The organism is Nocardioides sp. BE266, from assembly GCF_031457855.1.
Taxonomy (GTDB): domain Bacteria; phylum Actinomycetota; class Actinomycetes; order Propionibacteriales; family Nocardioidaceae; genus Nocardioides.
In genome coordinates this window covers 1-26,578 of record NZ_JAURTI010000004.1, presented here as the reverse complement: position 1 = coordinate 26,578, position 26,578 = coordinate 1, and the positions used below count along the sequence as shown (strand labels likewise).

General features: G+C 71.2%; 29 protein-coding genes and 1 pseudogene. 8 read left to right on the top strand and 22 right to left on the bottom strand.

From position 1 onward, the window contains the following. Window positions 1-233 precede the first annotated feature (233 nt). Window positions 234-1,829 (bottom strand): phosphoglycerate dehydrogenase, encoded by a 1,596-nt coding sequence (gene serA / locus J2X46_RS12305; RefSeq protein ID WP_310250804.1) that lies wholly within the window; start codon window positions 1,827-1,829, stop codon window positions 234-236. A gap of 145 nt (window positions 1,830-1,974) precedes the next feature. Here serA and J2X46_RS12300 point away from each other — a divergent pair, with 145 nt between their 5' ends. Beyond that, window positions 1,975-2,550, top strand: coding sequence for a YdeI/OmpD-associated family protein (locus tag J2X46_RS12300; protein ID WP_310250801.1), 576 nt, complete (start codon window positions 1,975-1,977; stop codon window positions 2,548-2,550). 12 nt (window positions 2,551-2,562) lie between these two features. Here J2X46_RS12300 and J2X46_RS12295 read toward each other — a convergent pair whose 3' ends face one another. From J2X46_RS12295 to J2X46_RS12235, 13 genes and pseudogenes are all read right to left on the bottom strand, one after another. Further along, window positions 2,563-3,267 carry a DsbA family oxidoreductase gene (locus J2X46_RS12295; protein WP_310250798.1) on the bottom strand — a complete coding sequence of 235 codons (705 nt, stop codon included), beginning with the start codon at window positions 3,265-3,267 and terminating at the stop codon, window positions 2,563-2,565. A gap of 257 nt (window positions 3,268-3,524) precedes the next feature. Next, window positions 3,525-4,997 carry a cytosine permease gene (locus J2X46_RS12290; protein WP_310250795.1) on the bottom strand — a complete coding sequence of 491 codons (1,473 nt, stop codon included), beginning with the start codon at window positions 4,995-4,997 and terminating at the stop codon, window positions 3,525-3,527. A 47-nt stretch (window positions 4,998-5,044) separates the two neighbouring features. Then, a pseudogene (locus J2X46_RS12285) lies at window positions 5,045-5,326 on the bottom strand (nuclear transport factor 2 family protein); the annotation flags it as partial. A gap of 39 nt (window positions 5,327-5,365) precedes the next feature. Then, window positions 5,366-6,664, bottom strand: coding sequence for an iron uptake transporter deferrochelatase/peroxidase subunit (efeB, locus tag J2X46_RS12280; protein WP_310252054.1), 1,299 nt, complete (start codon window positions 6,662-6,664; stop codon window positions 5,366-5,368). Continuing rightward, entirely contained in the window at window positions 6,661-7,827 is a 1,167-nt protein-coding gene (gene efeO, locus J2X46_RS12275) for an iron uptake system protein EfeO (protein WP_310250791.1), read from the bottom strand. Before efeO ends, efeB begins: the two co-directional genes overlap by 4 nt. A gap of 17 nt (window positions 7,828-7,844) precedes the next feature. Continuing rightward, entirely contained in the window at window positions 7,845-8,708 is an 864-nt protein-coding gene (gene efeU / locus J2X46_RS12270; RefSeq protein ID WP_310250788.1) for an iron uptake transporter permease EfeU, read from the bottom strand. A gap of 33 nt (window positions 8,709-8,741) precedes the next feature. Further along, the gene (locus J2X46_RS12265) at window positions 8,742-9,743 is read right to left on the bottom strand and encodes a hypothetical protein (RefSeq protein WP_310250785.1); all 1,002 of its coding nucleotides are present in this window, start codon (window positions 9,741-9,743) and stop codon (window positions 8,742-8,744) included. 62 nt (window positions 9,744-9,805) lie between these two features. Then, on the bottom strand, window positions 9,806-10,834 hold the full coding sequence (ilvC, locus tag J2X46_RS12260; RefSeq protein ID WP_310250782.1) for a ketol-acid reductoisomerase: 1,029 nt from the start codon (window positions 10,832-10,834) through the stop codon (window positions 9,806-9,808). 80 nt (window positions 10,835-10,914) lie between these two features. Next, entirely contained in the window at window positions 10,915-11,469 is a 555-nt protein-coding gene (ilvN, locus tag J2X46_RS12255; protein WP_310250780.1) for an acetolactate synthase small subunit, read from the bottom strand. After that, window positions 11,469-13,205, bottom strand: a complete 1,737-nt coding sequence (locus tag J2X46_RS12250) for an acetolactate synthase large subunit (protein ID WP_397214147.1) — start codon at window positions 13,203-13,205, stop codon at window positions 11,469-11,471. Before J2X46_RS12250 ends, ilvN begins: the two co-directional genes overlap by 1 nt. A 257-nt stretch (window positions 13,206-13,462) precedes the next feature. Beyond that, complete coding sequence (locus tag J2X46_RS12245; protein ID WP_310250776.1) at window positions 13,463-14,122, bottom strand: VOC family protein; 660 nt, start codon at window positions 14,120-14,122, stop codon at window positions 13,463-13,465. Window positions 14,123-14,127: 5 nt separating this feature from the next. Beyond that, the gene (locus J2X46_RS12240) at window positions 14,128-14,814 is read right to left on the bottom strand and encodes a 4a-hydroxytetrahydrobiopterin dehydratase (RefSeq protein ID WP_310250775.1); all 687 of its coding nucleotides are present in this window, start codon (window positions 14,812-14,814) and stop codon (window positions 14,128-14,130) included. 57 nt (window positions 14,815-14,871) lie between these two features. Continuing rightward, window positions 14,872-15,888 carry an LD-carboxypeptidase gene (locus tag J2X46_RS12235; protein WP_310250771.1) on the bottom strand — a complete coding sequence of 339 codons (1,017 nt, stop codon included), beginning with the start codon at window positions 15,886-15,888 and terminating at the stop codon, window positions 14,872-14,874. 25 nt (window positions 15,889-15,913) lie between these two features. On the opposite strand from J2X46_RS12235, the gene J2X46_RS12230 reads away from it, so the two are divergent. After that, window positions 15,914-16,354 (top strand): DUF6973 domain-containing protein, encoded by a 441-nt coding sequence (locus J2X46_RS12230; protein ID WP_310250768.1) that lies wholly within the window; start codon window positions 15,914-15,916, stop codon window positions 16,352-16,354. 27 nt (window positions 16,355-16,381) lie between these two features. Here the strand turns inward: J2X46_RS12230 and J2X46_RS12225 are convergent, their stop codons facing one another. Beyond that, a complete protein-coding gene (locus J2X46_RS12225; RefSeq protein ID WP_310250765.1) occupies window positions 16,382-16,993 on the bottom strand; it encodes a TetR/AcrR family transcriptional regulator in 612 nt (203 codons plus the stop codon). Window positions 16,994-17,037: 44 nt separating this feature from the next. Between J2X46_RS12225 and J2X46_RS12220 the strand changes: the two genes are divergently transcribed. Next, the gene (locus tag J2X46_RS12220; protein WP_310250762.1) at window positions 17,038-17,745 is read left to right on the top strand and encodes a hypothetical protein; all 708 of its coding nucleotides are present in this window, start codon (window positions 17,038-17,040) and stop codon (window positions 17,743-17,745) included. On the opposite strand, the gene J2X46_RS12215 is transcribed toward J2X46_RS12220, so the two are convergent. Genes J2X46_RS12215 through J2X46_RS12205 form a run of 3 tightly spaced genes read right to left on the bottom strand, consistent with a single transcriptional unit; the run spans window position 17,726 to window position 19,330 of the window. Beyond that, window positions 17,726-18,181 (bottom strand): deaminase, encoded by a 456-nt coding sequence (locus J2X46_RS12215; RefSeq protein WP_310250760.1) that lies wholly within the window; start codon window positions 18,179-18,181, stop codon window positions 17,726-17,728. The two genes, J2X46_RS12220 and J2X46_RS12215, sit on opposite strands and share 20 nt — an antisense overlap. Further along, window positions 18,178-18,594, bottom strand: coding sequence for a VOC family protein (locus J2X46_RS12210; protein WP_310250758.1), 417 nt, complete (start codon window positions 18,592-18,594; stop codon window positions 18,178-18,180). The genes J2X46_RS12215 and J2X46_RS12210 overlap by 4 nt, the downstream gene beginning before the upstream one ends. Window positions 18,595-18,598: 4 nt before the next feature. Continuing rightward, window positions 18,599-19,330 carry a GNAT family protein gene (locus J2X46_RS12205; protein WP_310250755.1) on the bottom strand — a complete coding sequence of 244 codons (732 nt, stop codon included), beginning with the start codon at window positions 19,328-19,330 and terminating at the stop codon, window positions 18,599-18,601. Between the two features lie 76 nt (window positions 19,331-19,406). Here J2X46_RS12205 and J2X46_RS12200 point away from each other — a divergent pair, with 76 nt between their 5' ends. From J2X46_RS12200 to J2X46_RS12180, 5 genes are read left to right on the top strand one after another with little or no spacing between them, the layout of a single operon-like run. After that, window positions 19,407-19,727 (top strand): WXG100 family type VII secretion target, encoded by a 321-nt coding sequence (locus tag J2X46_RS12200; protein WP_310250752.1) that lies wholly within the window; start codon window positions 19,407-19,409, stop codon window positions 19,725-19,727. After that, the gene (locus J2X46_RS12195) at window positions 19,727-20,032 is read left to right on the top strand and encodes a WXG100 family type VII secretion target (RefSeq protein ID WP_310250749.1); all 306 of its coding nucleotides are present in this window, start codon (window positions 19,727-19,729) and stop codon (window positions 20,030-20,032) included. Before J2X46_RS12200 ends, J2X46_RS12195 begins: the two co-directional genes overlap by 1 nt. After that, window positions 20,029-21,285: a hypothetical protein gene (locus tag J2X46_RS12190; RefSeq protein WP_310250747.1), complete on the top strand. Its 1,257-nt coding sequence runs from the start codon at window positions 20,029-20,031 to the stop codon at window positions 21,283-21,285. Before J2X46_RS12195 ends, J2X46_RS12190 begins: the two co-directional genes overlap by 4 nt. A 2-nt stretch (window positions 21,286-21,287) precedes the next feature. After that, window positions 21,288-21,647 carry a hypothetical protein gene (locus J2X46_RS12185; protein ID WP_310250744.1) on the top strand — a complete coding sequence of 120 codons (360 nt, stop codon included), beginning with the start codon at window positions 21,288-21,290 and terminating at the stop codon, window positions 21,645-21,647. Next, a complete protein-coding gene (locus J2X46_RS12180) occupies window positions 21,644-21,949 on the top strand; it encodes a hypothetical protein (protein WP_310250741.1) in 306 nt (101 codons plus the stop codon). The genes J2X46_RS12185 and J2X46_RS12180 overlap by 4 nt, the downstream gene beginning before the upstream one ends. A 6-nt stretch (window positions 21,950-21,955) precedes the next feature. Here the strand turns inward: J2X46_RS12180 and kynU are convergent, their stop codons facing one another. The 4 genes from kynU to J2X46_RS12160 form a co-directional block, all read right to left on the bottom strand. After that, window positions 21,956-23,173 (bottom strand): kynureninase, encoded by a 1,218-nt coding sequence (gene kynU, locus J2X46_RS12175; RefSeq protein ID WP_310250740.1) that lies wholly within the window; start codon window positions 23,171-23,173, stop codon window positions 21,956-21,958. Between the two features lie 61 nt (window positions 23,174-23,234). Then, on the bottom strand, window positions 23,235-24,926 hold the full coding sequence (gene ilvD, locus J2X46_RS12170) for a dihydroxy-acid dehydratase (protein ID WP_310250738.1): 1,692 nt from the start codon (window positions 24,924-24,926) through the stop codon (window positions 23,235-23,237). 58 nt (window positions 24,927-24,984) lie between these two features. Beyond that, window positions 24,985-25,680, bottom strand: coding sequence for a helix-turn-helix transcriptional regulator (locus tag J2X46_RS12165; protein ID WP_310250734.1), 696 nt, complete (start codon window positions 25,678-25,680; stop codon window positions 24,985-24,987). Between the two features lie 331 nt (window positions 25,681-26,011). Continuing rightward, window positions 26,012-26,467, bottom strand: a complete 456-nt coding sequence (locus J2X46_RS12160) for an SRPBCC family protein (protein ID WP_310250731.1) — start codon at window positions 26,465-26,467, stop codon at window positions 26,012-26,014. Window positions 26,468-26,578 lie beyond the last annotated feature (111 nt).

Genomic DNA, 26,578 nt, shown 5'->3' with positions numbered 1-26,578 from the left:
GTTCCCTCGGAAATCTTTCGGCAGGACGCCCAGGAACGCGAATTTCGTGTGGCCCGAGTCGATCCCTGCACAAGGCGGGGCGGCCCTCGCGGTTGCGCGGACCCGAACGGATCCTGTTCCGTGCGCTGCCTCACAGGGAACGCGGGCGCAGGCAAAATGGTGCCATCGTTACCAGATCGTGACCTACGTCTGGACCAGCCCGCGTTCCGGAGGGACCTCCGTGACCCCTGTCCTCAGGAGAGGTCGACCGCGCGCACCGAGGCTGCCTTGATGGCCTCCTCGATCTCCGCGAGCGTGGCGGCCGGGATTGCCGAGTCGACGCTCAGCGCGACGAGCGCCGCTCCGCCCTTGTCCTGCCGCGAGACCTGCATGCCGGCGATGTTGACCGCCGCGTCGCCGAGGATCCCGCCGACGGTGCCGACCATGCCCGGCCGGTCCTCGTAGGTGAGGAAGGCCAGGTGGGTGGTGGGCTCGAGGTCGACGTCGAAGCCGTTGACCTCGACGAGCCGCTCCTTCTGCCCGATGCCGACGAGCGTGCCGCTGACCGACACCTGGGTGCCGTCCGCGAGGGTGCCGCGGATGGTGATCAGGTTGCGGTGGTCGGGGCTCTCGGCCTCGGTCACCAGGCGTACCTCCGTGCCGCGCTCGGCCGCGAGCAGCGGGGCGTTCACGTAGGACACCTGCTCCTCGACGATGTCGGCGAAGATGCCCTTGAGGGCGGCCAGCTCGAGGACCTTGACGTCGAACTCCGTGATCTCGCCGCGGACCTCGACGTCGAGCTGCTGGGCGACCTCGCCGGCGAGGGCGGTGAAGACGCGGCCGAGCTTCTCGGTCAGCGGGATGCCGGGACGTACGTCCTCCGCGATCACGCCGCCCTGCACGTTGACCGCGTCGGGCACGAGCTCACCGCTGAGCGCGAGCCGCACGGACCGGGCGACCGCGATGCCGGCCTTCTCCTGCGCCTCGTCGGTCGAGGCGCCGAGGTGCGGGGTGGCGACGACGTTCTCGAGCTCGAAGAGCGGGCTGTCGGTGCAGGGCTCGCTGGCGAAGACGTCGAGACCGGCGGCGGCGATCTGGCCGGTCTTGAGGGCGTCGAAGAGGGCGGCCTCGTCGACGATGCCGCCGCGGGCGGCGTTGACGAGCACCAGGCTCTGCTTGGCCGCGGCGAGCTGGTCGGCACCGATCAGGCCGACGGTCTCGGGCGTCTTGGGCAGGTGCACGCTCATGAAGTCGGACTCGGCGAGCAGGGTGTCGAGGTCGACGAGGCGCACGCCCATCTGCGCGGCGCGGCCGGCCTGGACGTACGGGTCGTAGGCGATGACCTTCATGCCGAACGCGCTGAGCCGCTGCGCGACGAGGACGCCGATGCGGCCGAGGCCGACGATGCCGACGGTCTTCTCGTAGAGCTCGATGCCGGTGTACTTCGAGCGCTTCCACTCGCCGTTGCGCAGCGCGGCGTGTGCCGGGCTGATGTGGCGGGCCGCGGCGAGCATGAGGGCGACGGCCAGCTCGGCGGCGCTGACGATGTTGGAGGTCGGGGCGTTCACGACCATGACGCCGGCCTGGGTCGCGGCCTTCACGTCGACGTTGTCGAGGCCGACGCCGGCACGGGCGACGACCTTGAGGCGGTTGGCGGCGGCGAGTGCCTCGGCGTCGACCTTGGTGGCCGAGCGGACCAGGATCGCGTCGACGTCGGCGATCGCCGGGATCAGCTCGGCGCGGTCGGCACCGTTGCAGGTGCGGATCTCGAAGTCCGGGCCCAGCGCCTCGATGGTGGCGGGGCTCAGCTCTTCGGCGATGAGTACGACGGGCTTGACGGGTGCGCTCACAGCGGGTCCTCGTGGTGGTTCAAGGGTGGGTGCGGGACTGCACGACGCTGTGCCCGGACCACACTACCCGCGGGTCGGGTGCGGCCGGGAGACGTCCCAGAGTTCGGCTCCCTCTGGTGTCGGTTGTCGCTCCTAGGATGCCGCCATGGGAGCGATGGACGACGCCGAGCTGCTCGAGCCGGCCACGGTCGAGGAGTGGAGCGCGTGGCTGCGCGAGCACCACACGCAGCCGCAGGGCGTCTGGCTGGTCAGCCCGCGCAAGGCCGCCGAGCGGGCGTTCTCCTACGAGGAGGCCGTGGTCGAGGCGCTGCGCTACGGCTGGGTCGACTCGACGGTGAAGCCCGTGGACGACCTGCGCTCGATGCAGTGGTTCTCCCCCCGCCGCGCCTCGAGCATGTGGACCCGGATCAACAAGGGCCGGGTCGCGCGCCTGGAGGAGGCCGGCCTGATGGAGCCGGCGGGCGCCGCGGCCATCGCGGTCGCCAAGGACACGGGCATGTGGACGTTGATGGACGACGTCGAGGACCTCGTCGTGCCCGACGACCTCGCCGCCGCGTTCGAGCGCCACCCGGGCTCGCGCGAGCACTGGGAATCCTGGTCGCCCTCGGCGCAGAAGCTGATCCTCACCTGGATCGTGCTCGCCAAGCGGCCCGAGACCCGCGCGACGCGGGTCGAGACCACGGCCGAGAAGGCCGCACGTGGGGAGAAGGCGCAGGGCTAGATGGCGCCGGGGCTAGATGGCGCAGCCGTCGGGCCCGCACTCCTCGCCGGTCGCCAGCACCTCGATCTGCGGGTGCGACTCCGACCAGGCGCGCTCGAGAACCTGGGTGAAGACCTCGGTCGGCTGCGCGCCGGAGACGCCGTACTTCTGGTCGATGACGAAGAACGGCACACCCGTGGCGCCGTAGGCCTGCGCCTGCTCGATGTCGGCGTGCACGTCGTTCTCGAACTCGCGGGAGCCGAGGACCTCGTCGACGCGAGCGGCGTCGAGACCGGCGGCGACGGCCACCTCGCGGAGCACGGCGTGGTCGGCGAGGTTGCGGGCGTCGGTGAAGTACGCCTCGAGCAGCGCCTCCTTGACCCGGCCCTGCAGCTCATGGCCGCCCTGCTCGTGGGCGAAGTGGATGACGCGGTGGGCGTCGACGGTGTTGAGGTGCAGCGTCTCCGAGAGGCGGTAGATCAGCCCCTCCTCGGCCGCGACGGCCTCGACGCGGTCCTGCATCTGCTGGGCGCCGGCGGCCGACTGGCCGTACTTCCGCGCCAGCATCACCGAGGTCTTCTCGGTGGGCTCGGTCGGCGCGCCCGGGTCGAGCTGGAAGGAGCGCCAGTGCACCTCCACCTCGTCGGCGTGGCCGAACTCAGCCAGCGCGTTCTCGATGCGGCGCTTGCCGATGTAGCACCAGGGACAGACGACGTCGGACCAGATCTCGATCTTCACGACTCCCCCAACACCGCCCCTGACCTGCGTGTTCCCCGCGACGCTGTGCGTTGAGTCTCTCGGAGACTCAAGGCGCATCCCGGGCGTGGCGGGGGCGCGCCCTCGCCCTTGAGTCGCCCAGAGACTCAAGGCGTACGGCCGGCGGACAAGGCCCGCACTAGCCCTTGAGTCGCTCAGAGACTCAAGGCGTACGGCGGGCAGACAAGCGCCGCGCTAGCCCTTGAGTCGCCCAGAGACTCAAGGGCCAGTGCGGGTGGTCAGGCCTCCTGGCGCTGGACCGTACGACGCCGGAGGAGGTATCCGCCGACGAGGCCGATCAGGAGCGCGAAGAGCACGCCGAGGTTGGCGAAGGCCCAGGCGCCGTCCTTGCCGCCGAGGCCGAGCGGGCCAAGGAGGTAGCCCTGCCAGTTGTTCCACGAGGCGTCGTCGGAGAACGTGTTGATCACCAGTCCCCAGCCGACGATCGAGGCGACGATCATCGTGCCGATCGAGGTCCAGTCGAAGGCTCCGTAGCGGCCGGAGGCGTCGAACAGGGCCTCCTCGTCGTAGTCGCGACGGCGCAGGGCCAGGTCGGCGATCATGATGCCGGCCCACGCGGCGAGGGGTACGCCGAGCGTGATGAGGAAGCTCTGGAACGGGTTGATGAAGTTGTCGGCGAAGAAGACCACGTAGATCGTGCCGAGCGTGAGGATCACCCCGTCGACCCCGGCGGCCTGCGGACGCTTGAGCCGCACGCCCAGCGAGAGCAGGGTCAGGCCCGAGGAGTAGATGCCGAGCACCGCTCCGCTGACCAGCGAGAGGATCGCGGCCAGCAGGAACGGGATCAGGCACCACGTCGGCAGCAGGGTCGCGAGCGTGCCGATCGGGTCGCCGGCGACGCCGTCGAGGATGTCGCTCGACGAGCCGGCCAGCGCCAGCCCGAACAGCACCAGCACGACCGGCGCGAGGGCGCCGCCGAAGGTGTTCCAAGCGACGATCGACGGGCCGGAGGCGGTGCGCTGCTGGTAGCGCGACCAGTCGGCCGCGATGTTGATCCAGCCGAGGCCGAAGCCGGTCATCACCATGACGAGCGCGCCGATCACCGCCTGGGTCGAGCCGGCCGGGATGTCCTGGACGGCGGACCAGTTGATGTCGTCGAGGGTCAGCGCCATGTAGAGCACGGTCACGATGCCGGTGACCCACGTCAGCACGGACTGCATCCGCATGATGATGTGGTAGCCGGCGACGCTCGCGCTGACGATGAGGGCGGCCACGACGACAGCGGCGACCACCTTGGTGCCCGTGCCACCGCCCCACCCGAGCCTCGTGAAGATCGTCGAGGTGGCCAGCACGGCGAGGATCGCGAGGAAGGTCTCCCAGCCGATCGACACCAGCCACGAGATCACGCCCGGCACCTTCTGGCCGGTCACGCCGAAGGCGGCCCGGCTGAGGATCATCGTCGGCGCGGAGCCGCGCTTGCCGGCGATCGCGATGATCCCGCAGAGCAGGAACGACACCACGATGCCGATCACCGACACCAGGACGCCCTGCCAGAACGAGATGCCGAAGTACAGGACGAACGAGGCGTAGCTCAGGCCGAAGACCGACACGTTGGCCGCGAACCACGGCCAGAACAGGTCCTTGGGCTGCGCGGTGCGCTCGGACTCCTCGATGATCTCGATGCCGGTCGTCTCGACGCCGAGCCGGCGGGTCTGCTCGAGGCCCGAGCCGGAGGTCGCTGTCTCACTCATGTCCGCATCGTCGCGCACCCTGCGGCCCGGTGGAAGCACCGCGCCGCTCAGCGAGGCGGTCGGTAGAGGGAGTCGATCGCGGCCTCGATGGTCTCGCCGTCGGCCTCGACCGGCTCGACGTACAGCCGGGCAGCCGCGACGCGGCCGTCACGCACGGTCACGATTATGACGCCCCGCATCGCGAACGCCGATCCGTCGACATGCCGCCCGGACCAGTCGACCTCGCCCCACTCGTCGTCGCCGGCGACCGCGTGCGCCAGCAGCTCGGCACGGAAGTCGGGCACGCCCGCGAGGACGGCCGCCCAGTTCTCGCGGACCAGCGCGTTGCCGGTGAAGGTGCGCGCCGTCCGACTCTAGGGCCGGGCGGATCAGGCGAACAGGGCCTGGCCGACGTGCTCCCCCGGCTGCACGCCGGGGGGCGCGGCGAAGAGCGCCGAGCCGGTGAACTTCAGGTACTCGACCAGGGCGTCGGTCTTCGACATCGCGAGCTGGAGCGGGATGAAGTGCGTCTCGGGGTCGCGGACGTAGGCGATGAAGAACAGCCCGGCGTCGAGACCGCCGACGGAGTTCGACCCGTCCACGAAGTTGTAGCCGCGGCGCAGCATCCGGGCGCCGCCGTGCTGGTCGGGGTGGACGACCCGCACGTGCGCGTCGACCGGGATGACCGGCTGGTCGTTGCTGCCGGGCATGTCGAAGTCGGGCTCGGTGAACTCCTCGCCACCCGACAGCGGGGCGCCGGTGTCCTTGGTCCGGCCGACGAACATCTCCTGGTCACCCAGCGGCTGGCGGTCCCACACCTCGATCGTCATGTTGATCCGCCGGGCCACCAGGTAGGAGCCACCGGCGAGCCAGGAGGCAGCGGCATCGTCGTCCGACCCGACCCACACGTGCTCGTCGAGCGCGGCGGTCTCCTCCGCCTTGACGTTGGCCGTGCCGTCCTTGAAGCCGAAGAGGTTGCGCGGGGTGGACTGGCTGGTCGAGGTGGTCGAGGTGCGGCCGAAGCCGAGCTGCGACCACCGCACGGAGACGGTGCCGAAGCCGATCCGGGCCAGGTTGCGGATCGCGTGCACGGCGACCTGCGGGTCGTCGGCGCACGCCTGGATGCACAGGTCGCCACCCGAGCGGGCCGGGTCGAGCACGTCGCCCGGGAAGTGCGGCAGGTCGCGCAACGCCTCCGGTTGCCGGTCGGCGATGCCGAAGCGGTCCTTGCCGTTGGCGTCGCGGAACAGCGACGGCCCGAAGCCGAACGTGATCGTCAGGCCGCTCGCCGGCAAGCCGAGCGCCTCGCCGGTGTCGTCGGGCGGGAGGTGGGTGTCCCCGCCGACCGCGCCGTTGCCCGCCGGGTCGCCGGCGGTCATCTGCTCGGCGGCCAGCGTCCAGCGCTGGAGCAGGTCGACGAGCTCGTCGCGGGAGTCGGTGACCACGTCGAAGGCCGCGAAGTGCAGCCGGTCCTGGGCCGGCGTGGTGATGCCGGCCTGGTGCGCACCCCGGAAGCCGTACGACGTCGCCCGCCCGCCCGAGGACAGGGCCGCCTCACCGTCGCCGGCGTGCGCCGTCGTACGACCTGCGGCGAAGGCGCCGGCCACGCCCGCGACCGCGGCGCCACCACCCAGCAGCCCGCGCCTGCTGAGTCGTCCGCCCGTGCGGGCCGCCGGCTGCTCGGTCAGGACAGGACCGCCGCGGTGAGGCGCGAGAGCGGCTCGGAGAGCGCGTTCACGGAGTCGGAGAAGTCCTTGACCTCGGCCGGGGAGAGCGCGTCGTAGGAGACGAAGCCGTCGCCGTCGCGCTGCGCGTCGAGCAGCGTCTGGAGCTCGTCGAAGCGGGTCGTGAGCTGGTCGGCGAGGTCGGGGTCCTTCTCCTCGAGGATCGGCTGGACGCCCTCGAAGCCCACGCGGGCGCCGTCGACGTTGGCCTGGAAGTCCCACAGGTCGGTGCGCGACCAGTACTCCTCCTCGCCGGTGACCTTGCCGGTCGCGACCTCCTCGAGCAGGCCGCGCGAGCCGTTGGCGATCGCGTCGACGGTGTAGGTCAGCTCCTGCACGCGGGAATCGAGCTCCTCGGTGTTGGCGAGCAGGTCGTCGGCGTAGGTGGCGCGCTGCTTGTCGGTCAGAGGCGCGTAGCCCTTCGCGCGCTGCGGCCAGAGGTCCTTCTCGATGAGGTGCCAGCCGGTCCACTTCTGACCGGGCTCGAGGTCGGCCTCGCGGGCGTCCATCATCGGGTCGAGGTCGCCGAAGGACTCCGCGACGGTCTCGATGCGCTCCCAGTGGGTGCGGGCGACCGGGTAGAGGGCGCGGGCCTGGTCGTCGTCGCCGGCCTCGTAGAGCTCGACGAACTGCCGGGTCTTCTCCAGCAGCTGGGCCGACTGGTCCTCGACGTAGGCGGCGTAGTTGGTCTGCGCGTCCTCGACGAGCTGCGCCTCGTCCTCGCTGACCGCGACGTCCTCGTCGGACGCGGTGACCGTGAAGTCGGCGCGGATGCCCTCGCCGGTCATGCCCGGCTTGCACGCGGTGACGTAGGACCCGGCCGGGGCGTTGACGGTCAGCGCGCGGCTGATGCTCGGCCCGACGTTCTCGACCTCGGCGACGATCCGGAGACCGTCCTCGCCGAGCAGGTAGAACTCGGTGACCTGGTCGCCGGAGTTGGTGACGTCGAAGGTCAGCGTGCCGGCCGGCGCCTCGGTCGCGGACAGCGTGCAGGCGTCGGCGGACGAGTCGACGCTCAGCGCGCGGGGGTCGGCCGCCGCGCCCGAGCCGCTAGGGTCGGCGTTCTCCGTGCAGGCCGCGAGGAGAGGGAGGGTGATCAGGGCGGTCACCACGAGGGACGTACGCATGGGCAGGTGCTTCTTTCTCAGGCGGCCGCGCGCGACGGCGCGGCCGGGGTGGTGGAGCGTCGGCGGGCGCCGACGAAGAACAGGGCCATCACCGGGACGGCGTAGAGCAGCCAGGCGGCGGCCTCGAGCTTGGTGGTCGCCGGCGAGAAGTTGAAGATCCCCTTGAGCACGGCGCCGTACCAGGTGTTCAGGTCGACCGTGTCGGAGACGTCGAAGGCCAGGTCGTGGAGGCCGGGCAGGAATCGGGCCTCCTGGAGGTCGTGCACGCCGTAGGCCAGGACACCCGCGGCGACGAGGATGAGGAACGCGCCCGTCCACGTGAAGAAGCGGGACAGGTTGATCGAGATCGCGCCGCGGTAGATCAGGTAGCCGAGCGCGACCGCGGTCAGGATGCCGAGGGCGGCACCGAGCAGCGGCTCCCACGTCGGAGTGGCGGTGCCGACCGTCTCGCGGGTGCCGGCCTGGGTCGCCGCCCAGAGGAACAGCGCGGTCTCCAGCCCCTCGCGGCCGACGGCGAGCACCGCGACGACCACCAGCGACCAGCGGCTGCCCTCGGCGGCAGCGTCGATCTGCCCCCGCAGCTCTCCACTCAAGCCCCGCGCGGCGCGCGCCATCCAGAAGATCATCCAGGTCACGAAGCCGACGGCGATGATCGAGAGCCCGCCGCCGATCAGCTCCTGCGCCTCGAACGTCAGCCCGCGCGGACCGAAGGTGAGCACCGCGCCGAAGGCCAGGCTGACGCCGACGGCGAGCACGACACCGGCCCACACGCGCGGCAGCAGGTGTCGTCGGTCGGTCTTGACCAGGTAGGCGACCAGGATGCTCACGACCAGGGCTGCCTCCAGCCCCTCGCGCAACCCGATCAGGTAGTTCGCCAGCACAGTCGAGCAGGCTACACCTAAGGTTAGGCAACCCTAATGACGGGCTCCCGGAACGAGACAGGTGACCCCTGCGACGACGCCCTCGAGCGGCCCGCGACGCCACGGCTCACGTCGTACGACGACGGGCCACGCCGCGGCGATGACGAGCGAGCCGGCCACCAGCACGCCCAGGTTCGTCCACGAGTCGTCCCGGGCGCCGGGGTGCAGCACGCGGACGTCGTACGCGAGCCAGAGGACCTGCAGCACGTAGAGCGTGAGGGTCATCGCGCCGGCCGTCGCGAGCAGGCCGACCAGAGGCCGGACCCGTTCCAGAAGACGGCCCAGCGCGAGTCCGACGCCGAGGACGCCGGCTGCGAGGAGGGTGTCGAGCACCGTCTCCTGGAGGGTGCCCGAGTAGGGCACGAGGTCGATCCGGCCGGCCTGCTCGGCGGCGAGCATCACAGCGGCGGGCACGAGAAGGACCGCGCCGACCGCGCCGGGCAGCAGGATCGAGCGTCGCCGCTCTCCCGTCACCCACCACCGGGCCAGCACGATGCCGACGGCCGCGAAGAGGACCATGGTCAGCAGGCGGTAGGGACCGCCCACCCACAGGAACCGCCTGAGGTCGTCGGTCCAGCCGTCCCCCACGAAGTAGGTACCGGCGTCGCCCAGGAAGAGCTCGCCGACGACGACCGCAGCGACGCCGACGGCTGCGACGACGAGGCTCGGCAGCCGGGCGAGGAGCCCGGCGACCACGACGAGCACGCCGAGGTGGACGAGCACGATGACGACCTGCGAGCCGGCGCGCTCCAGGGCCAGCCCGAGTCCGACGAGCACGGCGGCCCGCACGAGCATCGACCACCACCAGCGCCCGGGTGCGCCCCGCGCGCCGAGCTGGGCACCGACGCCGATCAGCACGGCGAACAGCGGCATCGTGAGGTACTCGCTGAGCTCGAGCACGTGGGCGGGCCCGGGCACGGGCGCCACGTGGGCGACGTACATCGACACCAGGGCCAGGAACCGGACGACGTCGACGTCAGTACGGCGCTGGGTCACGGGGCACATCCTGCTCCCTCGGGGTGCCCCGAGGGAGCAGGACGCTCAGAACAGCTGGCGGATCAGCGGGCGGAGGTGCCCTCGGTGTAGTCGGAGTCGTGCGACTTCACCCACGCCATGAGCTTGCGCAGCTCGCGACCGGTCTGCTCGATCGGGTGCGACTCACCCACCTTGCGGAACTCGGTGAACTCCGGCGATCCGTTGTCCATGTCGGAGATGAAGCGCTCGGCGAACGCGCCGTTCTTGATGTCGGCGAGCACGTCCTCCATGTTCTTCTTCACGTCCGGCGTGATGACACGTGGGCCGGAGACGTAGTCGCCGAACTCCGCGGTGTCGGAGACCGACCAGCGCTGCTTGGCGATGCCGCCCTCGTACATCAGGTCGACGATGAGCTTGAGCTCGTGGAGGCACTCGAAGTAGGCGACCTCGGGCTGGTAGCCGGCCTCGGTGAGGACCTCGAAGCCGTACATCACCAGCTGCGAGGCGCCGCCGCACAGCACGGCCTGCTCACCGAACAGGTCGGTCTCGGTCTCCTCGGTGAAGGTGGTCTTGATGCCGCCGGCGCGCAGGCCACCGATGGCCTTGGCGTAGGACAGGGCGACGTCCCAGGCCTTGCCGGACTCGTCCTTCTCCACCGCCACGAGCACCGGGACGCCGCGGCCGTCGACGTACTCGCGACGCACCAGGTGGCCGGGGCCCTTGGGGGCGACCATGAAGACGTCGACGCCCTCGGGCGGGGTGATGTAGCCGAAGCGGATGTTGAAGCCGTGGCCGAAGACGAGGGTGTCGCCGGGCGTGAGCGCGGGCTCGATCTCCTCGGCGTAGAGCTTGCGCTGGTGCTGGTCGGGCGCGAGGATCACGATCAGGTCGGACTCCTCCGCGGCCTCGCGCGGGGTGAGGACGCGCAGGCCCTCGGCCTCGGCCTTGTCGCGGCTCTTCGAGCCGGGCTGCAGGCCGATCCGGACGTCGACGCCGGAGTCGCGCAGGGACAGGGCGTGGGCGTGGCCCTGGCTGCCGTAGCCGATCACCGCGACGTTCTTGCCCTGGATCAGGCTCAGGTCGGCGTCGTCGTCGTAGAACATCTCAGCCACTGGGGGCTCTCCTTCATGTTGGGGTGAATCACTAGGTGATCGAGTAGCCGCGAGGAACGAGCGGCGTATCGAGATCTTGGTCAGCCAGCGACAGGGATGGCGGACACGGGAGCGGGTACGGCGACCGGGCGCTGGGTCCGCTCGCTGATGGACCGGGAGCCGCGACCGATGGCGACCATCCCGGACTGCACGAGCTCGCGGATGCCGAAGGGCTCGAGCACCCGCAGCAGGTCGGCGAGCTTGTCGGCGTTGCCGACGGCCTGGACCGTCACCGCCTCGGGCGAGACGTCGACGACCTTGGCCCGGAACAGCTGGACGGCGTCGAGCACCGCGCCGCGGGTGGTCGCGTCGGCGCGGACCTTGACCAGCAGCAGCTCGCGGTTGACCGAGCCGGGACCGTCGAGCTCGACGATCTTGATGACCTCGACGAGCTTGTTGAGCTGCTTGGTGACCTGCTCGAGCGGGGACTCGTCGACGTTGACCACGATGGTCATCCGGGAGACCTCGGGGTGCTCGGTCGGACCCACGGCGAGGCTGTCGATGTTGAAGCCCCGGCGCGAGAACAGACCGGCGATCCGGGCGAGGACACCGGGCTTGTTCTCGACCAGGACCGAAAGCGTGTGCTTGCTGCTCATCAGATGTCGTCCTCGTCGAACTGGGGCGCGAGGTCGCGCGCGTACTTGATCTCGTCGTTGCTGGTGCCGGCGGCGACCATCGGCCACACCATCGCGTCGCGGTGGACCCGGAAGTCGACCACGACGGGCTGGTCGTCGATCGCCATCGCCTTCTCGATGGTGGCGTCGACGTCGTCGGGCGTCTCGCAGGCCAGGCCGATGCAGCCGTAGGCGTCGGCGAGCTTGACGAAGTCGGGGATCCGCTTGGAGTGCAGGTCGGTGTTGGAGTAACGCTCGTTGTAGAAGAGCGTCTGCCACTGGCGCACCATGCCGAGCGACTCGTTGTTGATGATCGCGACCTTGATCGGGATGTCGTTGATCGCGCAGGTGGCCAGCTCCTGGTTGGTCATCTGGAAGCAGCCGTCGCCGTCGATCGCCCACACGGTGCTGTCGGGCATGCCGACCTTCGCCCCCATCGCGGCCGGCACCGAGAAGCCCATCGTGCCGAGGCCGCCGGAGTTGATCCACGTCTTCGGGTTCTCGTAGCCGACGAAGTGCGCGGCCCACATCTGGTGCTGGCCGACGCCGGCGACGTAGATCGAGTCGGGGCCGGCGATCTGGCCGAGCCGCTCGAGGACGTACTGCGGGGCGAGCGAGCCGTCGGTGGGCGTGTCGTAGCCGAGCGGGTACTTCTGCTTGGTCCCGGCGAGGAATGCGACCCACGCCTCGTAGTCACCGTCAGCGCCCTCGGCCTGCAGGAGCGCCACCAGCTGGGCGATGACCTCCTTGCAGTCGCCGACGATCGGCACGTCGGCGTGGCGGTTCTTGCCGATCTCGGCCGGGTCGATGTCGGCGTGGATGACCAGCGCGTTGGGGGCGAAGGAGTCGAGGTTGCCGGTGACGCGGTCGTCGAAGCGGGCGCCGAGGCTGATGATCAGGTCGCTCTTCTGCAGGCCCGCGACAGCGGCCACGGTGCCGTGCATGCCCGGCATGCCGAGGTGCTGCGGGTGGCTGTCGGGGAACGCGCCCCGGGCCATCAGCGTGGTGACGACCGGGATGCCGGTCAGCGCCGCCAGCTGGGCCAGCTCGCGCGAGGCGCCGGAGCGGATCACGCCGCCGCCGACGTAGAGCACCGGGCGCTTCGCGTCGCGGATCAGGCGCACGGCCTCCTTGATCTGCTTGGCGTGCGGCGTCGTCACAGGCCGGTAGCCGGGCAGGTGCAGCTCGGCGGGCCACGCGAACGTCGTCTGGGCCTGGAGCGCGGACTTGGCGACGTCGACGAGCACCGGACCCGGACGACCGGTGGAGGCGATGTGGAAGGCCTCGGCGATCGTGCTCGGGATCTGGGCGGGGTCGGTCACCAGGAAGTTGTGCTTGGTCACCGGCATCGTGATGCCGCGGATGTCAGCCTCCTGGAAGGCGTCCGTGCCGATCATCGCGGCGCCGACCTGGCCGGTGACCGCGACGAGCGGCACCGAGTCCATGTGGGCGTCGGCCAGCGGCGTGACCAGGTTGGTGGCGCCCGGGCCGGAGGTCGCCATGCAGACGCCCACCTTGCCGGTCGCGGCGGCGTACCCCTGCGCGGCGTGGCCGGCGCCCTGCTCGTGGCGGACGAGGATGTGGCGGATCCGGGTGGAGTCCATCAGGGGGTCGTACGCCGGGAGGATCGCGCCGCCCGGGATGCCGAAGATGTCGGTGACGCCGGCTGCCTCGAGGGACGTCACGAGGCTCTGCGCTCCAGTGACCTGCTCGCTCATGGATCTACTTCCTGGTTCGTTTGTGCGGTGCCTGCCCAACAGCTGTGAGCCCATAAAAAAGCCCCTCGGCCCGGTGGGCGACGAGGGGTGACGCGGGAGCGTGCGGTCGAGTGACCTCAGCTCACGCGTCGCGTGCGTACAAGAATCTCGGTGCGCATGCGACAACCGTCGTCGCCGGAGCGGTCCGGCGTCAAGCAAGTGTGACAGTCGTCCCAACATCTGGAACGCGAGTCTCGCCATGTGGCGGCGCGCACGGGTCAGTCGCGACCGAGCCCGGTGGTGATGCAGGCCTTGTTGCCCTGCGCGTCGGCGAGCACGGTGAACGCGGGCGCGTGCTCGTCGCTGACGAGCGTGCCGCCCGCCGCGAGGGCCGCCTCGATCCGCGGACCGGCCACCTCTGGAGGCACCCGGACGTCGAGGTGGAACCGCTGCACCGGTGGCGCGTGCGGGTCGGTGTGCTGGAACCACATCGCCGGGCCGATGCCGGTCAGGTCGCGCACCTCCCGGTCGTGGAGCGGGTGGTCGTCGTAGCCAAGCACGGTCCGCCAGAACGGCTTCACCTCGGCGTGGTCGGTGGTGTCGAGGGCGAGCTCGACGATCTCCACGGCGCCCGGATCGGCCGTCACGCCCGCCTCGGCCGCGAGGGCACTGATCCGACGCGCGAGGTCGAGGTCGCGCCGGGTGACGCCGAAGACGTCGCGGCTGATCAGCCGCACGTGGAGCGTGCTGAACCGCAGGTCGAGCTCGGGGTGGTGGCCGAGCTCCTCGGCGGCCTCGCCGATGCGCGCCACGAGCGCGAGGCCGGTCGCGAAGTCACCGGTGTCGAACCGGGTCTCCAGCGTCTGGAACATCATCCGCCAGTCGCCGAGGCCCTCCTCGGCGGCGACCTGGGTGTACGTCAGCGGGTCGTCGCTCACCCTGGTCACCCGCGGTCGAGCGGGGTGCAGATGCAGGACCGGTTGCCGTCGGCGTCCTCGACGACCCAGAACGACGGCGCCTCGGCGTCGCTGACCAGCCGCCCGCCGGCGTCGAGCACGGCCTGGAGGCGGCGCTCCCCCTCGTCGTGCGGCACCCAGACGTCGAAGTGCCAGCGCTGCTCGTGGTCCTGGGCGGGCAGGTCGGACTCGCCGCGCTCGCCCTTCTGGAACCACAGACCCGGCGCCTGGCCGCTGGGGTCGACCGGCTCGCCCTGGTCGTTCACCTCGCCGCCCAGGAGCGCGGCGTAGAACGCACCGAGATGCTGCGGGGCCGGTGAGTCGAGGCCCGGCTCGAGCTGGGTCAGGCCGGAGGTGTCCGCATGGGCGCCGAGCTCGGCGGCGAAGCCGCTGATCCGGCGCGCGAGGTCGAGGTCGCGGCTGGTGATGCCGCCGACGTCGTGGCTGCTGAGTGTCACGATCACCTCGGGATAGGTCAGCTGGACGTCGGGGTGGTGGTTGGCCTCGTCGGCGGCCGCGCCGATCCGGTCGACGAGCGCCACGCCGGTGGCGAAGTCGCCGGTGCGGAAGCGCGCCTTGAGCCGGTTGAGCACCTTGCGCCAGTCGTCGAGACCGGCCGCGAGGATGTCGTCGTGGGTGAGGCGTGCCTTCGGGTCAGGAGTCGCATCGCTCATGTCCTCGACCCTGCCACGCACCACCGACAGCGACCACCCCCCGCTGTGCGGCCGGCCTCAGGCGAGCGTCTGGGTGATCTCGCGCGTGTCGCGGTCGACGACGACGTGGGCGAGGGCGCCGTTGACCAGCGGCAGGTGCGGCGGCACGTGCCCGATCTCGAGGTCCCACACGATCGGCAGGTCGAGCCGGCCGAGCGCGTCGAGCACCGCACCGCGCTGGGTGATGTCGGGGTGGTCGGGTGCGTTGGTCCGCCCGACCAGAACGGCCACCGCCCGGTCGAACCAGCCCGCGAGCCGCAGCGAGTGGAGGTAGCGGCAGGTGTTCACCGCGTCCTCCTCGCACGACTCGACGTACAGGATCGTGGGCTCGTCGAGCGACTCCGCCCACGCGCGCACGTCGCCGTACGACGTCCCGGCGAGGTGGCCGATCGTCTCGGCGCACCCGCCGATGAGGCGTCCGGAGACGTCGAGGCTGCCGCCGCCCTCGACCTCCCAGCGACCGGTGCCGACGTGCTTCCAGGCGGTGGCGTGCGGGTCCTCCGCGAAGCGCCACCAGTCGGCGACGAGGCCGGAGTCGCGCTGCGTGAACGGTCCGGTCCCGCTCGCGAGGTCGAGCCAGTGCAGCAGCCCGTCCGGGACGACGTACGGCGTGTCCGCGAGGTTGTCGCCGTGCAGCGTCGCCCAGCCGAGGCGGGTCGTCAGCGGGACCAGGACGGTCGTCAGGTCGGAGTAGCCGACGAGCCACGTCGGCTCGGCCCCGGCGAGCAGGTCGTAGTCGATCAGGTCGACGAGGTCGATCGCGGTCTCCCCACCCCAGGGAGGTACGACGCAGTGGATGTCGGGGTCGGCCAGCATCCGGGTCAGCTCGGCCGCACGGTCCGCGGCCGGCGCGGAGGTGAGGCCGGTGCCGTCCATGCACTCCCCCACCACGACGTCGTACCCGCGGTTGCGGAGCCAGTCGACGCAGAACTCGATCCGGGTCGCCGCGTCACCCGAGGCGCCGGCGGACGGCGAGGTCACGCCGATGCGGTCGCCGGGGCGCAGCGGGCGCGGGAAGCGGAGCGGCGGGGCCATGCGGGAAGTCTGTCACTGTGTGTCCATGGGATTCCTCGACCAGGCCATCCACGCTGCGACCGGCGTCCCGCGGCTCTACACCGCCGCGCTGAAGGCCGGCGTCGGGCCGGCGGGAGCCTTCGAGGTGCTGCGGATCTCCCAGTCGGCGCTGACCACCGCGGCCGCCCAGGGCCGCGGGGTGCCGGGCCGCACCAACGCGATGCGGCACTTCATGTGGCAGGCGCTGCTGACGGCCCGCTTCGGCCGCCCGGTCGCCGCCTCGATCGCGCGCGCGCAGGAGCAGGGCAGCCCCGACGGTCGTGACTCGCGGGTCGACCAGCACAACAACGCCGTCGGCCAGGACCACGGCGAGGCACACGCGGAGGAGCTGAAGACGCTCTCGATCGCCGATGCGCTCACGATGCTCGTCCCGGTCGCGCTGGAGAAGTGGGAGTCCGACGAGCTGATCTGGGTCAAGCCCCACTGAGTCGGGTCTCGATACGCTCGTTCCTCGCTACTCGACCAGCTGGGTGGCGGGCGCGAGGAGTCGGCGTACGGCGTCGAGGAGGGCGTCGCGCTGCGCCGCGGCCGTGAAGTCCTCGTCGACCGCGATCCGACCCAGGAAGCCGTCGATCACCAGGAGCACCCAGACCGTCAGGTCGTGCGCGGACAGGTCGCCGCGCACCTGGCCGGCGTCGCGGGCGCGAGAGATCCACGGCTCGAGCCCCTCGAGCAGGACCTGCGAGTCGAGCGCCAGCGCGGCCTCCACCTCGCGCTCCCCCATCACCGCGCTGACGGCGCGGACGAAGCCCGCGAGCCGCGGGTCGGACATCTCCTCGGCGGTGTGGTCGAGGTAGGCCTCGACGACGGCGAGCGGGTCCTCGTCCGGCCGTCGGGCCGCGAACCACTCGCGGGTCTCGTCGGTGCCGTAGGCCAGGATCGCGAGCAGCAGCGACTGCTTGGTCGGGAAGTAGTGGAAGAACGTCCCCGACCCGATGCCCGCCTCCCGGCAGATCGCGGCCGTGGTCGTGCCGGCGTAGCCGTGGACCGCGAAGCAGGTCAGGGCGGCGTCGATGATCACGAGCCGCCGAGCGAGGTGCTTCTCGGGGTCGACCGTCCGGGCCATGCATCACTTCCTATTCTTGGAGTACGTGCTCTAGTATTGCAGACATGGGGGACATCGAGCGCTGGTACGTCGAGCACGAGGGCCACGAGCACGCCGTCGCGGTCGAGCCGGGCGCGCTGACCCGCGAGGTGGTGTGGACCCGCGACGACGTCGAGGTGGGCCGGAGGAAGACCTCCGACGAGACCATCGTCCTCTCGCCGAAGGGCGAGGACACCGCGCTGCGGCTGAAGTTCCCGATGATCGGTCCGGCCCGGCGGGTGACCCTCCACGGCTCCGAGGCCGAGGCGCACACCGGCCTCGGTGGCACCGACCTCGAGCCGGAGGCGGGGTCGAAGGCAGCTCGGCGGTCCGAGTGGATCGGGGAGCACCCCCACCTCCACACCGCACGGCAGACTGCTGTCGCGGCGGCGGGCGTCGGCGTACCGATCCTGCTCGTCTGGCTGCTCTCGATGGTGTCGTGGCCGAGCCTCGACATCCCGTGGCCCGACCTGCCCTCGATCCCGTGGCCCGACATCCACCTCCCGGCGATCCCGTGGCCCGACATCCACCTCCCCGCGATCCCGTGGCCGGACCTGCCCAGCCTCCCGGGGTGGGTCGAGCCGGTGCGCAAGCTCGCGGTCCCGATCCTGATCGCCTTCTTCATCGCTCGGGGCGAGGTGAAGAGGCGGCGCAAGGCCGAAGAGCGCCGGCGCCTCGCCCTTGAGTCTCCTGGAGACTCAAGGGCCAGTGGGGCTACCGATCCCACGCAGTGAGGCCCTCGCGGTCGTGCTCACCGCCCGGCCAGACGGCGCGTACGACGCCCGCCGCGGCGAGGGCCTTGCGGCAGCCGGGGCACGGCGGGTCGGTGATGAAGGCGGTCGCGCCCTTGGTGTCGCGGGTCGCGAAGAGCAGCGCGTTGACCTCGGCGTGGATGGCGATGCAGAAGCCGGCGGTGCCGGGGCGGTCGTAGTCGCCGAGCCCGGGCACGTCGTCGTACCCGAGCTGCCCGCGCGGGCACGCCCCCTGGAGGCAGTCGGCCTCCCCCGGCGCGGCGCCGTTGTAGCCGGTGGCGATGATCCGGTGGTCGATCGTCAGCACCGCGCCGACGCGGCGGCGGGTGCACTTGGCGCGCGCCGCGACCGCGGTCGCGATGCCGAGGAAGTAGTCGTCCCAGCCGGGTACGGCGGTCTGCTCGAGGTGGTCGCTCACGGGAGCACAGACTGCCCGATCTCGCCCGGGTTGTAGGCGACTTCCCAGCGGAAGCCGTCGGGGTCGGCGAAGTAGCCGGTGTAGCCGCCCCACTCGCGCTCGGCCGGCTCGCCGATCTCCTTGGCGCCGGCGACCTCGGCCTGCTCGAGGACCGTGTCGACGCCCCGCCTGGTGGCGACGTTGTGCGCGAGGGTGATCGGAGGTACGCCGCCGCGCGCGGGCCGGTGGCCGACCTCCTCGATGAAGAAGGCCTCGGCCCACAGGCTCAGCACGACCTTGTCGGCGACCCGGAACATCAGCACCTCGCCGGCCTCGTGGAGCTCCGGCTCCCACCCCAGACCGTCGACGTAGAAGCGCCGGGTGGCCTCCATGTCGGTCACGACGAGCGTGATGAAGCTGACGCGCTGGTCCATGTCGCTATGCCTCCTGGTGCTCGGGCGGACGCGCGGCCAGGCGGACACGCTGGCGGCCCATGACGTCGAAGTTGCGGTCGTCGAGCCAGTCGTCGAGGGCCTTGCGGACCCGCGGCCACTCGCGGTCGGTGATGGAGAACCAGTCGGTGTCGCGGTTGCGACCCTTGTAGACCACGGCGTTGCGGAACCGGCCCTCCCAGATGAAGCCGAGCCGGATCGCGGCCCGCCGCGACGGGGCGTTGAGGCTGTCGCACTTCCACTCGTAGCGCCGGAAGCCGAGGTCGTCGAAGACGTGCCGCATGAGCAGCGCCATCGCCTCGGTGGCGGCGCGGCTGCGCTGGAGCTGGCGACCGAACGCGATGCCGCCGACCTCGATCGAGCCCATCCGCGCGTCGATGCGCATCAGCGAGCAGAAGCCGGCCGCGCGGCCCGTCTCGACCGGGACGATCGCGTACATCACCTGGCCGGGGTCGGCCACGCCGTGCTCGACGATCGCGGCCATCTCGTCGCGGTCGCGTGGGCGGTCCCAGAAGAGGTACGTCCAGAGCTGGTCGTCGTCCTCACCACAGACCGCGGTCACCAGGTCGTCGACGTGCTGCGGACCGATCGGCTCGAGTCGCACGCCGTTCCCCTCGAGGACGGTCGCGTTGTCCGGCGGGGTCGCCGGGGTCCAGTCGACCGCGCGTCCGAGGCGCTGGCCGTGGGCGTTGGTGCTGGGTGCCGGCGGTGTGGTCACCCCGGGAGCCTACGGCCGGGAGTTTGGGCCCGCCGCCACCGGGCATGCACCCGGTGAGCGGACACGAGGAGGCACCGTGACCATCAACCTGACACTGCGATCCTTCGACCGGGGGATCGACGACGTGCGCAAGGGCGCCGACCGGCTGAGCGACGACACGTCACGTATCGACACGCGCGTGCGGGGATTCCTCGACTCCGGGTGGACCGGGGTCGCAGCCGAGTCCTTCGTCGAGGCCTGGGAGGAGTGGAAGACCGCGGCCGGCGACGTCCACGAGGCGCTGACCTCGATGGGCGAGCTGCTGGTCGTGACCCGCGACGACTTCATCCAGCAGGACGACGCGTCGCAGCAGCGGTCCGACGAGGTCGCCGCGCGGATCGTGGACAGGCTCGGCTGATGGCCGACGTCGACAGCTTCTCCCTCGACCCCGACGAGCTCGACGCGGTGATCGGCGACCTCGAGCGCACCGAGGCGGCGCTGAACACGATCACCAGCGACCTCGAGACGCAGATGCGCGCACTCCACGACGAGTGGGAGGGCCTCGCGGCGCAGGCCCACTCGGAGGCGCACGCCCAGTGGACCGCGGGCATGGTCGCGATGCGGCAGGCCATGTCAGACCTGCGCGCCGCGGCCCGCGCCGCCCACGGCAACTACACGGCCGCCGGCGATGCCAACCTCGCGATGTGGCGGTCGCTGCAATGAGGCTCGAGATCGAGGCGGGCGCCTACGACTCCGCGGCGGACGCGCTCTTCAGCGCCAACACGAGCGTGGCGTCGGCCTATCGCACGCTGACCGGCAAGCTCGGCGGCTACCACGCGCTCGGGGGTGACGACACGTCGTCGGAGGACTTCGTCGCCGGGTACGACGACGCGGCCGCGGTCGCCGTACAGGCGATGCAGGGACTGGTGGAGGCGCTCGGCAACGTCGCCACCGCGTCGGCGACGTCCGGGCACAACCACCGGCGCGCCAACGCCGACTCCGTCTACCGCCGCAGCATCGACGCCGGCCCGGGCAACGAGTCCGAGGCCGAGGTCGTCGCCGACTTCACGCCGCCGTCCTCGCTCGGCGGCGACAACCAGGACATGCCCGACTGGTGGAACCACGTGGTCGACCACCTCCAGGGCTGGGGCTGGCCGAGCGCCAACACCGACCAGCTGCGCGACGCGGCGTCCGCCTGGCGGGCCGCGGCGAGCTCCGTCGAGGCCATCGGCTGGTCCGTCGACACCGCGAAGTCGTTCGTGCGCGAGCAGCGCTCGCCCGAGGTGGACACCGCGACCTCCGTGCTCTCCACGCTCCGCACCTCCTCGGACGACCTGGCCACCGAGCTGCGCGCCCTCGGCGACGCCTGCGAGGACTACGCGAGCCAGGTCGACCAGACGCGCCAGACGATCAAGGACCTGCTGAAGGACCTCGCGATCGAGTGCGGAGTCACCGCGGGCATCAGCGTCGGTCTCAGCTTCGTCACCTTCGGTGGTGCGGCCGCCGTGGGTGCCGGCGTGATCGCAGCGCGGGCGATCCGCTACGCCAAGCTGGTCCTCGCCGCCCTGCGGGGCCTGCGCGCAGCCCGCGCCGTCGGCAAGATCGCGGTCGCGGCGCCGAAGCTGAAGCGCGTCAAGGACGCCTTCGACAAGTTCCGGAAGGCACGCAAGATCGCGGACACCTACCGCGCGACCCGCAAGGGCCAGCGCATCGGACGCGAGGCGCTCGACGCCAAGCAGGCCCGCAACCTCAAGCGGTTCGAGAAGAAGCTGCCGGGCGGTGCGGAGGACACGGCGGTCTCCAGGCTGCCCAACGGCAACACCCAGTTCACGTCCAACGTCCCCGGTCGGGTGCCCGGGTCCTACGCGGAGTACACCAAGGTCGTCGACGAGGCCGGCAACACGGTGAAGTACATCAAGACGACCTACGGGCCCGATGGGAAGATCATCCACATCAAGGACAAGCTGGGAGGTTGACCATGAGCGACACCGACATCTCGCGCCAGCAGGCGCTCGAGGACCTCGTCGAGCACCGCGTCAGCGCCCGCGAGTCCCAGGCGCGCCTGGCCGGCTTCCCCTGGGACGAGGAGGAGCTGCTCGACCTCGAGGTCCGGCACGTGTCCGCCGTCCTGACGCGGTTCGTCGACGGCGAGATCGACGCCGCCGAGGTCACCGAGTGGGCGGACGCGGTCGACCTGCGCGACGACCTCGGGCGCGAGCCCGGGCTCGAGACGCCGATCAACGACGCGCTGTTCGCCCTCTCGAGCCCGGAGCTGCAGGGCGAGGACCTCGAGGCGACCGCCCGCCGGGTGCTCGCCGAGCTCCGGGACGCCACGTGACCGAGGACCGGTTGGACGAGTTCACCGGCGACCGCGCGTCGGCGGAGGTGTTCCGCCGCACGCTGCGCGCGCTCGCCGACGAGTACGCCGACCGCCCCCTCGGCGCGATGGTGCGCGACGTCCTGACCGGGCGCCGCGACGTGCGCGACCTGGCGTCCGACCCGGACTTCGCCGAGATGTCGGCCCGGGGTATGCGGGCGCAGGAGGAGGCGTGGGAGGGGCTGACCCCTGACGAGCGCGCCGAGCAGGTGCAACGCGGCGAGGCCTACCTCGCCGGCCTCGACGACGAGCTCAGGCCCTGACCGACATCACCCGCGCAGGGCCTCGCCGACGGCGGCGATGCCGCGCTCGACCTCGTCGAACGACGTCGACAAGGGCGAGAGCCCGATCCGCAGCCCGCCGGGGTCGCGGTAGTCGGGGATCACGTCGCGCTCCCACAGCCGCGCGGTGACCTCGCGCATCCGGTCGTGGTGGAGGGTCACGTGGCCGCCGCGCAGGGCGGGGTCGCGCGGTGAGGCGAGGGTGACCCCGGGCAGCGTCGCGTCGGCCAGCTCGACGGCGTACGACGTCAGGGCGACGGACTTCGCGCGGATCGCCTCGATGCCGGCCTCCTCGACCAGCTCGAGCATGCTCTGCATCGCGACCATCCCGAGGATCGGCGGCGTGCCGGAGATGAAGCGGCGGATGCCCTTCGCCGGCGTGTAGCCCGGGCCCATCAGGAACGGGTCGGCGTGGCCCATCCAGCCCTGGATCGGCTGGGTCAGCTCGTCCTGGAGGCGGGCGCTGACGTAGCCGAACGCCGGTGAGCCGGGGCCGCCGTTGAGGTACTTGTAGGTGCAGCCGACGGCGAGGTCGGCGTCCCAGGCATCGAGGTCCACCGGCACCGAGCCGGCCGAGTGGCAGAGGTCCCAGAGCACGAGGGCGCCGGCGTCGTGGGCGATGCGGGTGAGCTCGGGCGCGTCGGCCAGCCAGGCCGAGCGGTAGGCGACGTGGCAGAGCACGACCAGCGCGGTGCGCTCGCAGACGGCGTCGCGCAGCTGCTCGGCGGTCACGCCCTCGCTCGTGTCGACCTCGATCCACCGCAGGGTGAGCCCGCGCTCGGCGGCGATGCCCTCGGCGAGGTAGCGGTCGGTCGGGAAGTTGTCGGTGTCGATGACGATCTCGGTGCGCGTGGGGTCGCGGCGTACGGCGGCGTCGACGGCGGCGCGCATCAGCTTGTAGAGCCAGACGGTGGTCGAGTCGCCGATGGCCGTCTGGCCGGCGGCGGCACCTAGGCAGACCCGCGCGAGGTCGTCACCGAGGGTCGTCGGCAGGTCCATCCACTGCTCGTCCCAGCCGCGGATCAGCCGACCGCCCCAGTCTTGCTGCACGAACCCAGCCAGCCGCTCGGCGGCCGCCGCGACCGGGCGGCCGAGCGAGTTGCCGTCGAAGTAGACGAGGTCGGTCGTCGCACCGACGAACCGGTCCCGGAGGTGGGCGAGCGGGTCGGCGGCGTCGAGCTCTGCGGAGGTGGCGGGGGTGGGCACGGGCCCACCTTCTCAGACGCCGGTCAGTGACACCTCGAGCGGATGGAGAGTGCCTGCAGGGTCAGTAGCAGACCGCTCCGTGGGCGGCCGACTGGACGACCTTGCGGTACTTGCCCAGCACGCCGCGGGTGTACTTCGGGGGGAGCGGCTCCCAGCCCTCGGCCCGCTGGGCGAGCTCGGCCTCGTCGACGTGGACGTCGAGCGTCATGTTGGCGACATCGAGGGTGATCTGGTCGCCGTCACGGAGGAAGGCGATCGGGCCGCCGTCGCTGGCCTCGGGGGCGATGTGGCCGACGCAGAGGCCGGTCGTACCACCCGAGAAGCGGCCGTCGGTGATGAGCAGGACGTCCTTGCCCAGGCCGGCTCCCTTGATCGCGCCGGTGATGGCGAGCATCTCGCGCATGCCGGGGCCGCCCTTGGGGCCCTCGTAGCGGATGACGACGACGTCGCCGGGCTTGATCGCGCCCTCGGTGAGCGCGTCGAGGGCCTTGCGCTCGCCGTCGAAGACGCGCGCGGTGCCGGTGAACGTCGAGTCGTCGAAGCCGGCGCTCTTGACCACTGCGCCGTCCGGGGCGAGCGAGCCCTTGAGGATGGTCAGGCCGCCGGAGGCGTGGATCGGCTTGTCGAGCTCGCGCAGGATCACGCCGTCGAGCGGCTTCGGGTCGAGCTCGGCGAGGTTCTCCGCCATCGTCTTGCCGGTGCAGGTGAGGACGTCACCGTGGAGGTGGCCGGCGTCGAGGAGCGCCTTGAGCAGGACCGGGATGCCGCCGACGCGGTCGAAGTCGGTCCAGACGAACCGGCCGAACGGCTTCATGTCGGCGAGGTGCGGGACCTTCTTGCCGATACGGGTGAAGTCGTCGAGGGTCAGGTCGACCTCGGCCTCGCGGGCGATGGCGAGCAGGTGCAGGACGGCGTTCGTCGAGCCGCCGAGGGCCATCGCCATCGCGATCGCGTTCTCGAAGGCGGGGCGGGTCATGATCTGGCGGGCGGTGATGCCCTGGCGCAGCATGTTGACGACGGCCTCGCCGGACTTGTGGGCGAACCCGTCGCGGCGACGGTCCACGGCCGGCGGGGACGAGCTGCCGGGGAGGCTCATGCCGAGGGCCTCGGCGACGCTGGCCATCGTGTTGGCGGTGTACGCCCCACCGCAGGCGCCCTCGCCGGGACAGATCGCGCGCTCGACCTTGTCGACCTCCTCGCGGGTGATCTTGCCAGCGAGGCAGGCGCCGACGGCCTCGAAGGCGTCGATGATCGTGACGTCCCTGCCGTCGACCTGGCCGGGCATGATCGTGCCGGCGTAGAGGAAGACGCTCGCCAGGTCGAGACGGGCGGCAGCCATCAGCATGCCGGGCAGCGACTTGTCGCAGCCGGCGAGCAGCACGGAGCCGTCGAGGCGCTCGGCCATCATCACGGTCTCGACCGAGTCGGCGATGACCTCACGGCTGACGAGGGAGAAGTGCATGCCCTCGTGGCCCATGGAGATGCCGTCGGAGACGGAGATGGTGCCGAACTCCAGCGGGTAACCACCGCCCGCGTGCACGCCGCTCTTCACCGCCTTCGCGAGCCGGTCGAGGCTGAGGTTGCAGGGGGTGATCTCGTTCCAGCTCGACGCGACGCCGATCTGGGGCTTCTCCCAGTCGTCGTCTCCCATGCCTACGGCCCGCAGCATCCCTCGCGCAGCGGTCGCCTCGAGGCCGTCGGTGACGGCTCGGCTCCGGGGCTTCAGGTCGGGTGCGTCGGCTCTGTGGGTCATGCCGTCAGGCTAGTAGCCCCTCAGCCGCGCCGAACCGCGCGTCTCATCGCCGCCGGCCTCATGCAGCCTGTCTACGGCGCTCCATTCGCTGCTCGTCGCGGGCGTGGAGCTCGGCGACGACCTGGTGGTGCGCGGGATGGTCGATCGGCGTCCCCCACACCTCCCGTTCGAGGCGCTTCCAGTGCCGCGAGGCCCGGTAGCCGATCGACGGCTGCTCGGCCAGGCGCGACCGCTTGTGCCACCGGTAGGCGTCGTTCGTGGTCCAGGTCCGCAGGTGTCGCGGGATCCACCACCCCTTGGCCTTCAGGTCGGCGTGTGCCGGGAACCGGCTCCCGGCACGGTTGCGCGCGCCGTCATCACGCATCGGCTCCACGACCTCACCGCTGTCCTTGTCCGTGAGCCCGATCTTCACGTTGGCCATGTCGAGCAGGCGGTGGAGCACGATGGCCCGGGGGCTGGTGCGCCCGGTCTCCCACCGTGCGACGACCGACTGCGAGACCCCCAGCAGCTTGGCCAGGCCGCGCTGGGAGACGTCCAGGATCCGCCGGACCCGGCGAACGAGTCCGGGAATCTCACCGGCGAACGGCCCCAACGACCACCAGAGCCTCTCCGCGTCGGTCCACCGCTCCGTCTCCCCCGGCTCCAGGTGGTGCCGCTCGGACACCACCACCCGGGGTCCGCCGTACTCGTTGCCGATGGCCTCGTCCTCCCGCTCGGCCGTCGAGTCGGGTCTGTGCGTCTCAGTGGTCGTCATCAGTGGTCTCCCGTGCTGGTCGGCTGCGCTCACTTGCGGAGCGTTCGTACCGCCATCCCAGAGACCCCGACCGACACCCACAGCCGCCCATCCACAGGCCCCCACCATGCGGCGAGTTCAAGGTCCCCTGTGGACACTTCCCGGCCCACGACCTCGGCCCGGCGCCGTACCCCAACCCCCGACCCGACCCCCGACCCCGCCGTGCCCTTGGCCCGTGAGTCCCCCAGAGACTCACGGCGCAGAGCGGAGGCGGAACCACGACCCGACCGGGCTGCCGGCACCGCGGATCAACCTTGAGTCGCTCAGAGACTCACGGGCCAGTAGCGGCGGGTCAGACCTGCTCGGCCTCCTGCTTGAGGGAGGCCAGGCCCTTCTCGAAGTCCTTGCCGATGGCCTTGTCGAAGAACAGCGAGCCCATCAGGGACATGATCGCGCTGCGCCGGCCGGTCATCGTCCAGGTCACGTCGGTGGCCTCGCCGGTCGGGGCGAGGCTGAAGGTCGTCACGTTGGTGGCCTTGAACGGCTTGAGGAACTGCAGGTCGACGACGACCGAGGTCGGCGTGGACTCCTTGATGCGCATCTCGCCCTCGCCGGCCTTCTTGTTGCCCGACCAGTGGTAGGTCGAGCCGACGCCGTGGTCGGGGCCGGAGTACTCGCGGTGCATGGCAGGGTCGAGGCCCTCCCACGGGGACCACTTCTGCCACTCACGGAAGTCGTCGAGGAGCGCGTGCACGCTCGCGGGGGCCGCCTGGATACGGGTGCTGCGCGAGAGGGAGAAGTCGGCCATGGCGCTGACCCTAGACCTCAGACGGTATGACGTGACCGCCTCGGGGTGAGGGGGTTGCGGGCCGGGGCCTCTCACATGCATGTACGTGGGTTGTCGGGCAGGAGTGGCCTG

What these genes read in the sequence shown, in the direction of transcription:
- J2X46_RS12300 (WP_310250801.1), top strand. Translation starts at nt 1,975, where the DNA reads ATGGGAGCGATGGACGACGCCGAGCTGCTCGAGCCGGCCACGGTCGAG.
- J2X46_RS12290 (WP_310250795.1), bottom strand. Translation starts at nt 4,997, where the DNA reads ATGAGTGAGACAGCGACCTCCGGCTCGGGCCTCGAGCAGACCCGCCGG.
- efeO (WP_310250791.1), bottom strand. Translation starts at nt 7,827, where the DNA reads ATGCGTACGTCCCTCGTGGTGACCGCCCTGATCACCCTCCCTCTCCTC.
- ilvN (WP_310250780.1), bottom strand. Translation starts at nt 11,469, where the DNA reads ATGAGCAGCAAGCACACGCTTTCGGTCCTGGTCGAGAACAAGCCCGGT.
- J2X46_RS12250 (WP_397214147.1), bottom strand. Translation starts at nt 13,205, where the DNA reads ATGAGCGAGCAGGTCACTGGAGCGCAGAGCCTCGTGACGTCCCTCGAG.
- J2X46_RS12240 (WP_310250775.1), bottom strand. Translation starts at nt 14,814, where the DNA reads ATGAGCGATGCGACTCCTGACCCGAAGGCACGCCTCACCCACGACGAC.
- J2X46_RS12235 (WP_310250771.1), bottom strand. Translation starts at nt 15,888, where the DNA reads ATGGCCCCGCCGCTCCGCTTCCCGCGCCCGCTGCGCCCCGGCGACCGC.
- J2X46_RS12230 (WP_310250768.1), top strand. Translation starts at nt 15,914, where the DNA reads ATGGGATTCCTCGACCAGGCCATCCACGCTGCGACCGGCGTCCCGCGG.
- J2X46_RS12225 (WP_310250765.1), bottom strand. Translation starts at nt 16,993, where the DNA reads ATGGCCCGGACGGTCGACCCCGAGAAGCACCTCGCTCGGCGGCTCGTG.
- J2X46_RS12220 (WP_310250762.1), top strand. Translation starts at nt 17,038, where the DNA reads ATGGGGGACATCGAGCGCTGGTACGTCGAGCACGAGGGCCACGAGCAC.
- J2X46_RS12210 (WP_310250758.1), bottom strand. Translation starts at nt 18,594, where the DNA reads ATGGACCAGCGCGTCAGCTTCATCACGCTCGTCGTGACCGACATGGAG.
- J2X46_RS12195 (WP_310250749.1), top strand. Translation starts at nt 19,727, where the DNA reads ATGGCCGACGTCGACAGCTTCTCCCTCGACCCCGACGAGCTCGACGCG.
- J2X46_RS12190 (WP_310250747.1), top strand. Translation starts at nt 20,029, where the DNA reads ATGAGGCTCGAGATCGAGGCGGGCGCCTACGACTCCGCGGCGGACGCG.
- J2X46_RS12185 (WP_310250744.1), top strand. Translation starts at nt 21,288, where the DNA reads ATGAGCGACACCGACATCTCGCGCCAGCAGGCGCTCGAGGACCTCGTC.
- ilvD (WP_310250738.1), bottom strand. Translation starts at nt 24,926, where the DNA reads ATGACCCACAGAGCCGACGCACCCGACCTGAAGCCCCGGAGCCGAGCC.
- J2X46_RS12165 (WP_310250734.1), bottom strand. Translation starts at nt 25,680, where the DNA reads ATGACGACCACTGAGACGCACAGACCCGACTCGACGGCCGAGCGGGAG.
- J2X46_RS12160 (WP_310250731.1), bottom strand. Translation starts at nt 26,467, where the DNA reads ATGGCCGACTTCTCCCTCTCGCGCAGCACCCGTATCCAGGCGGCCCCC.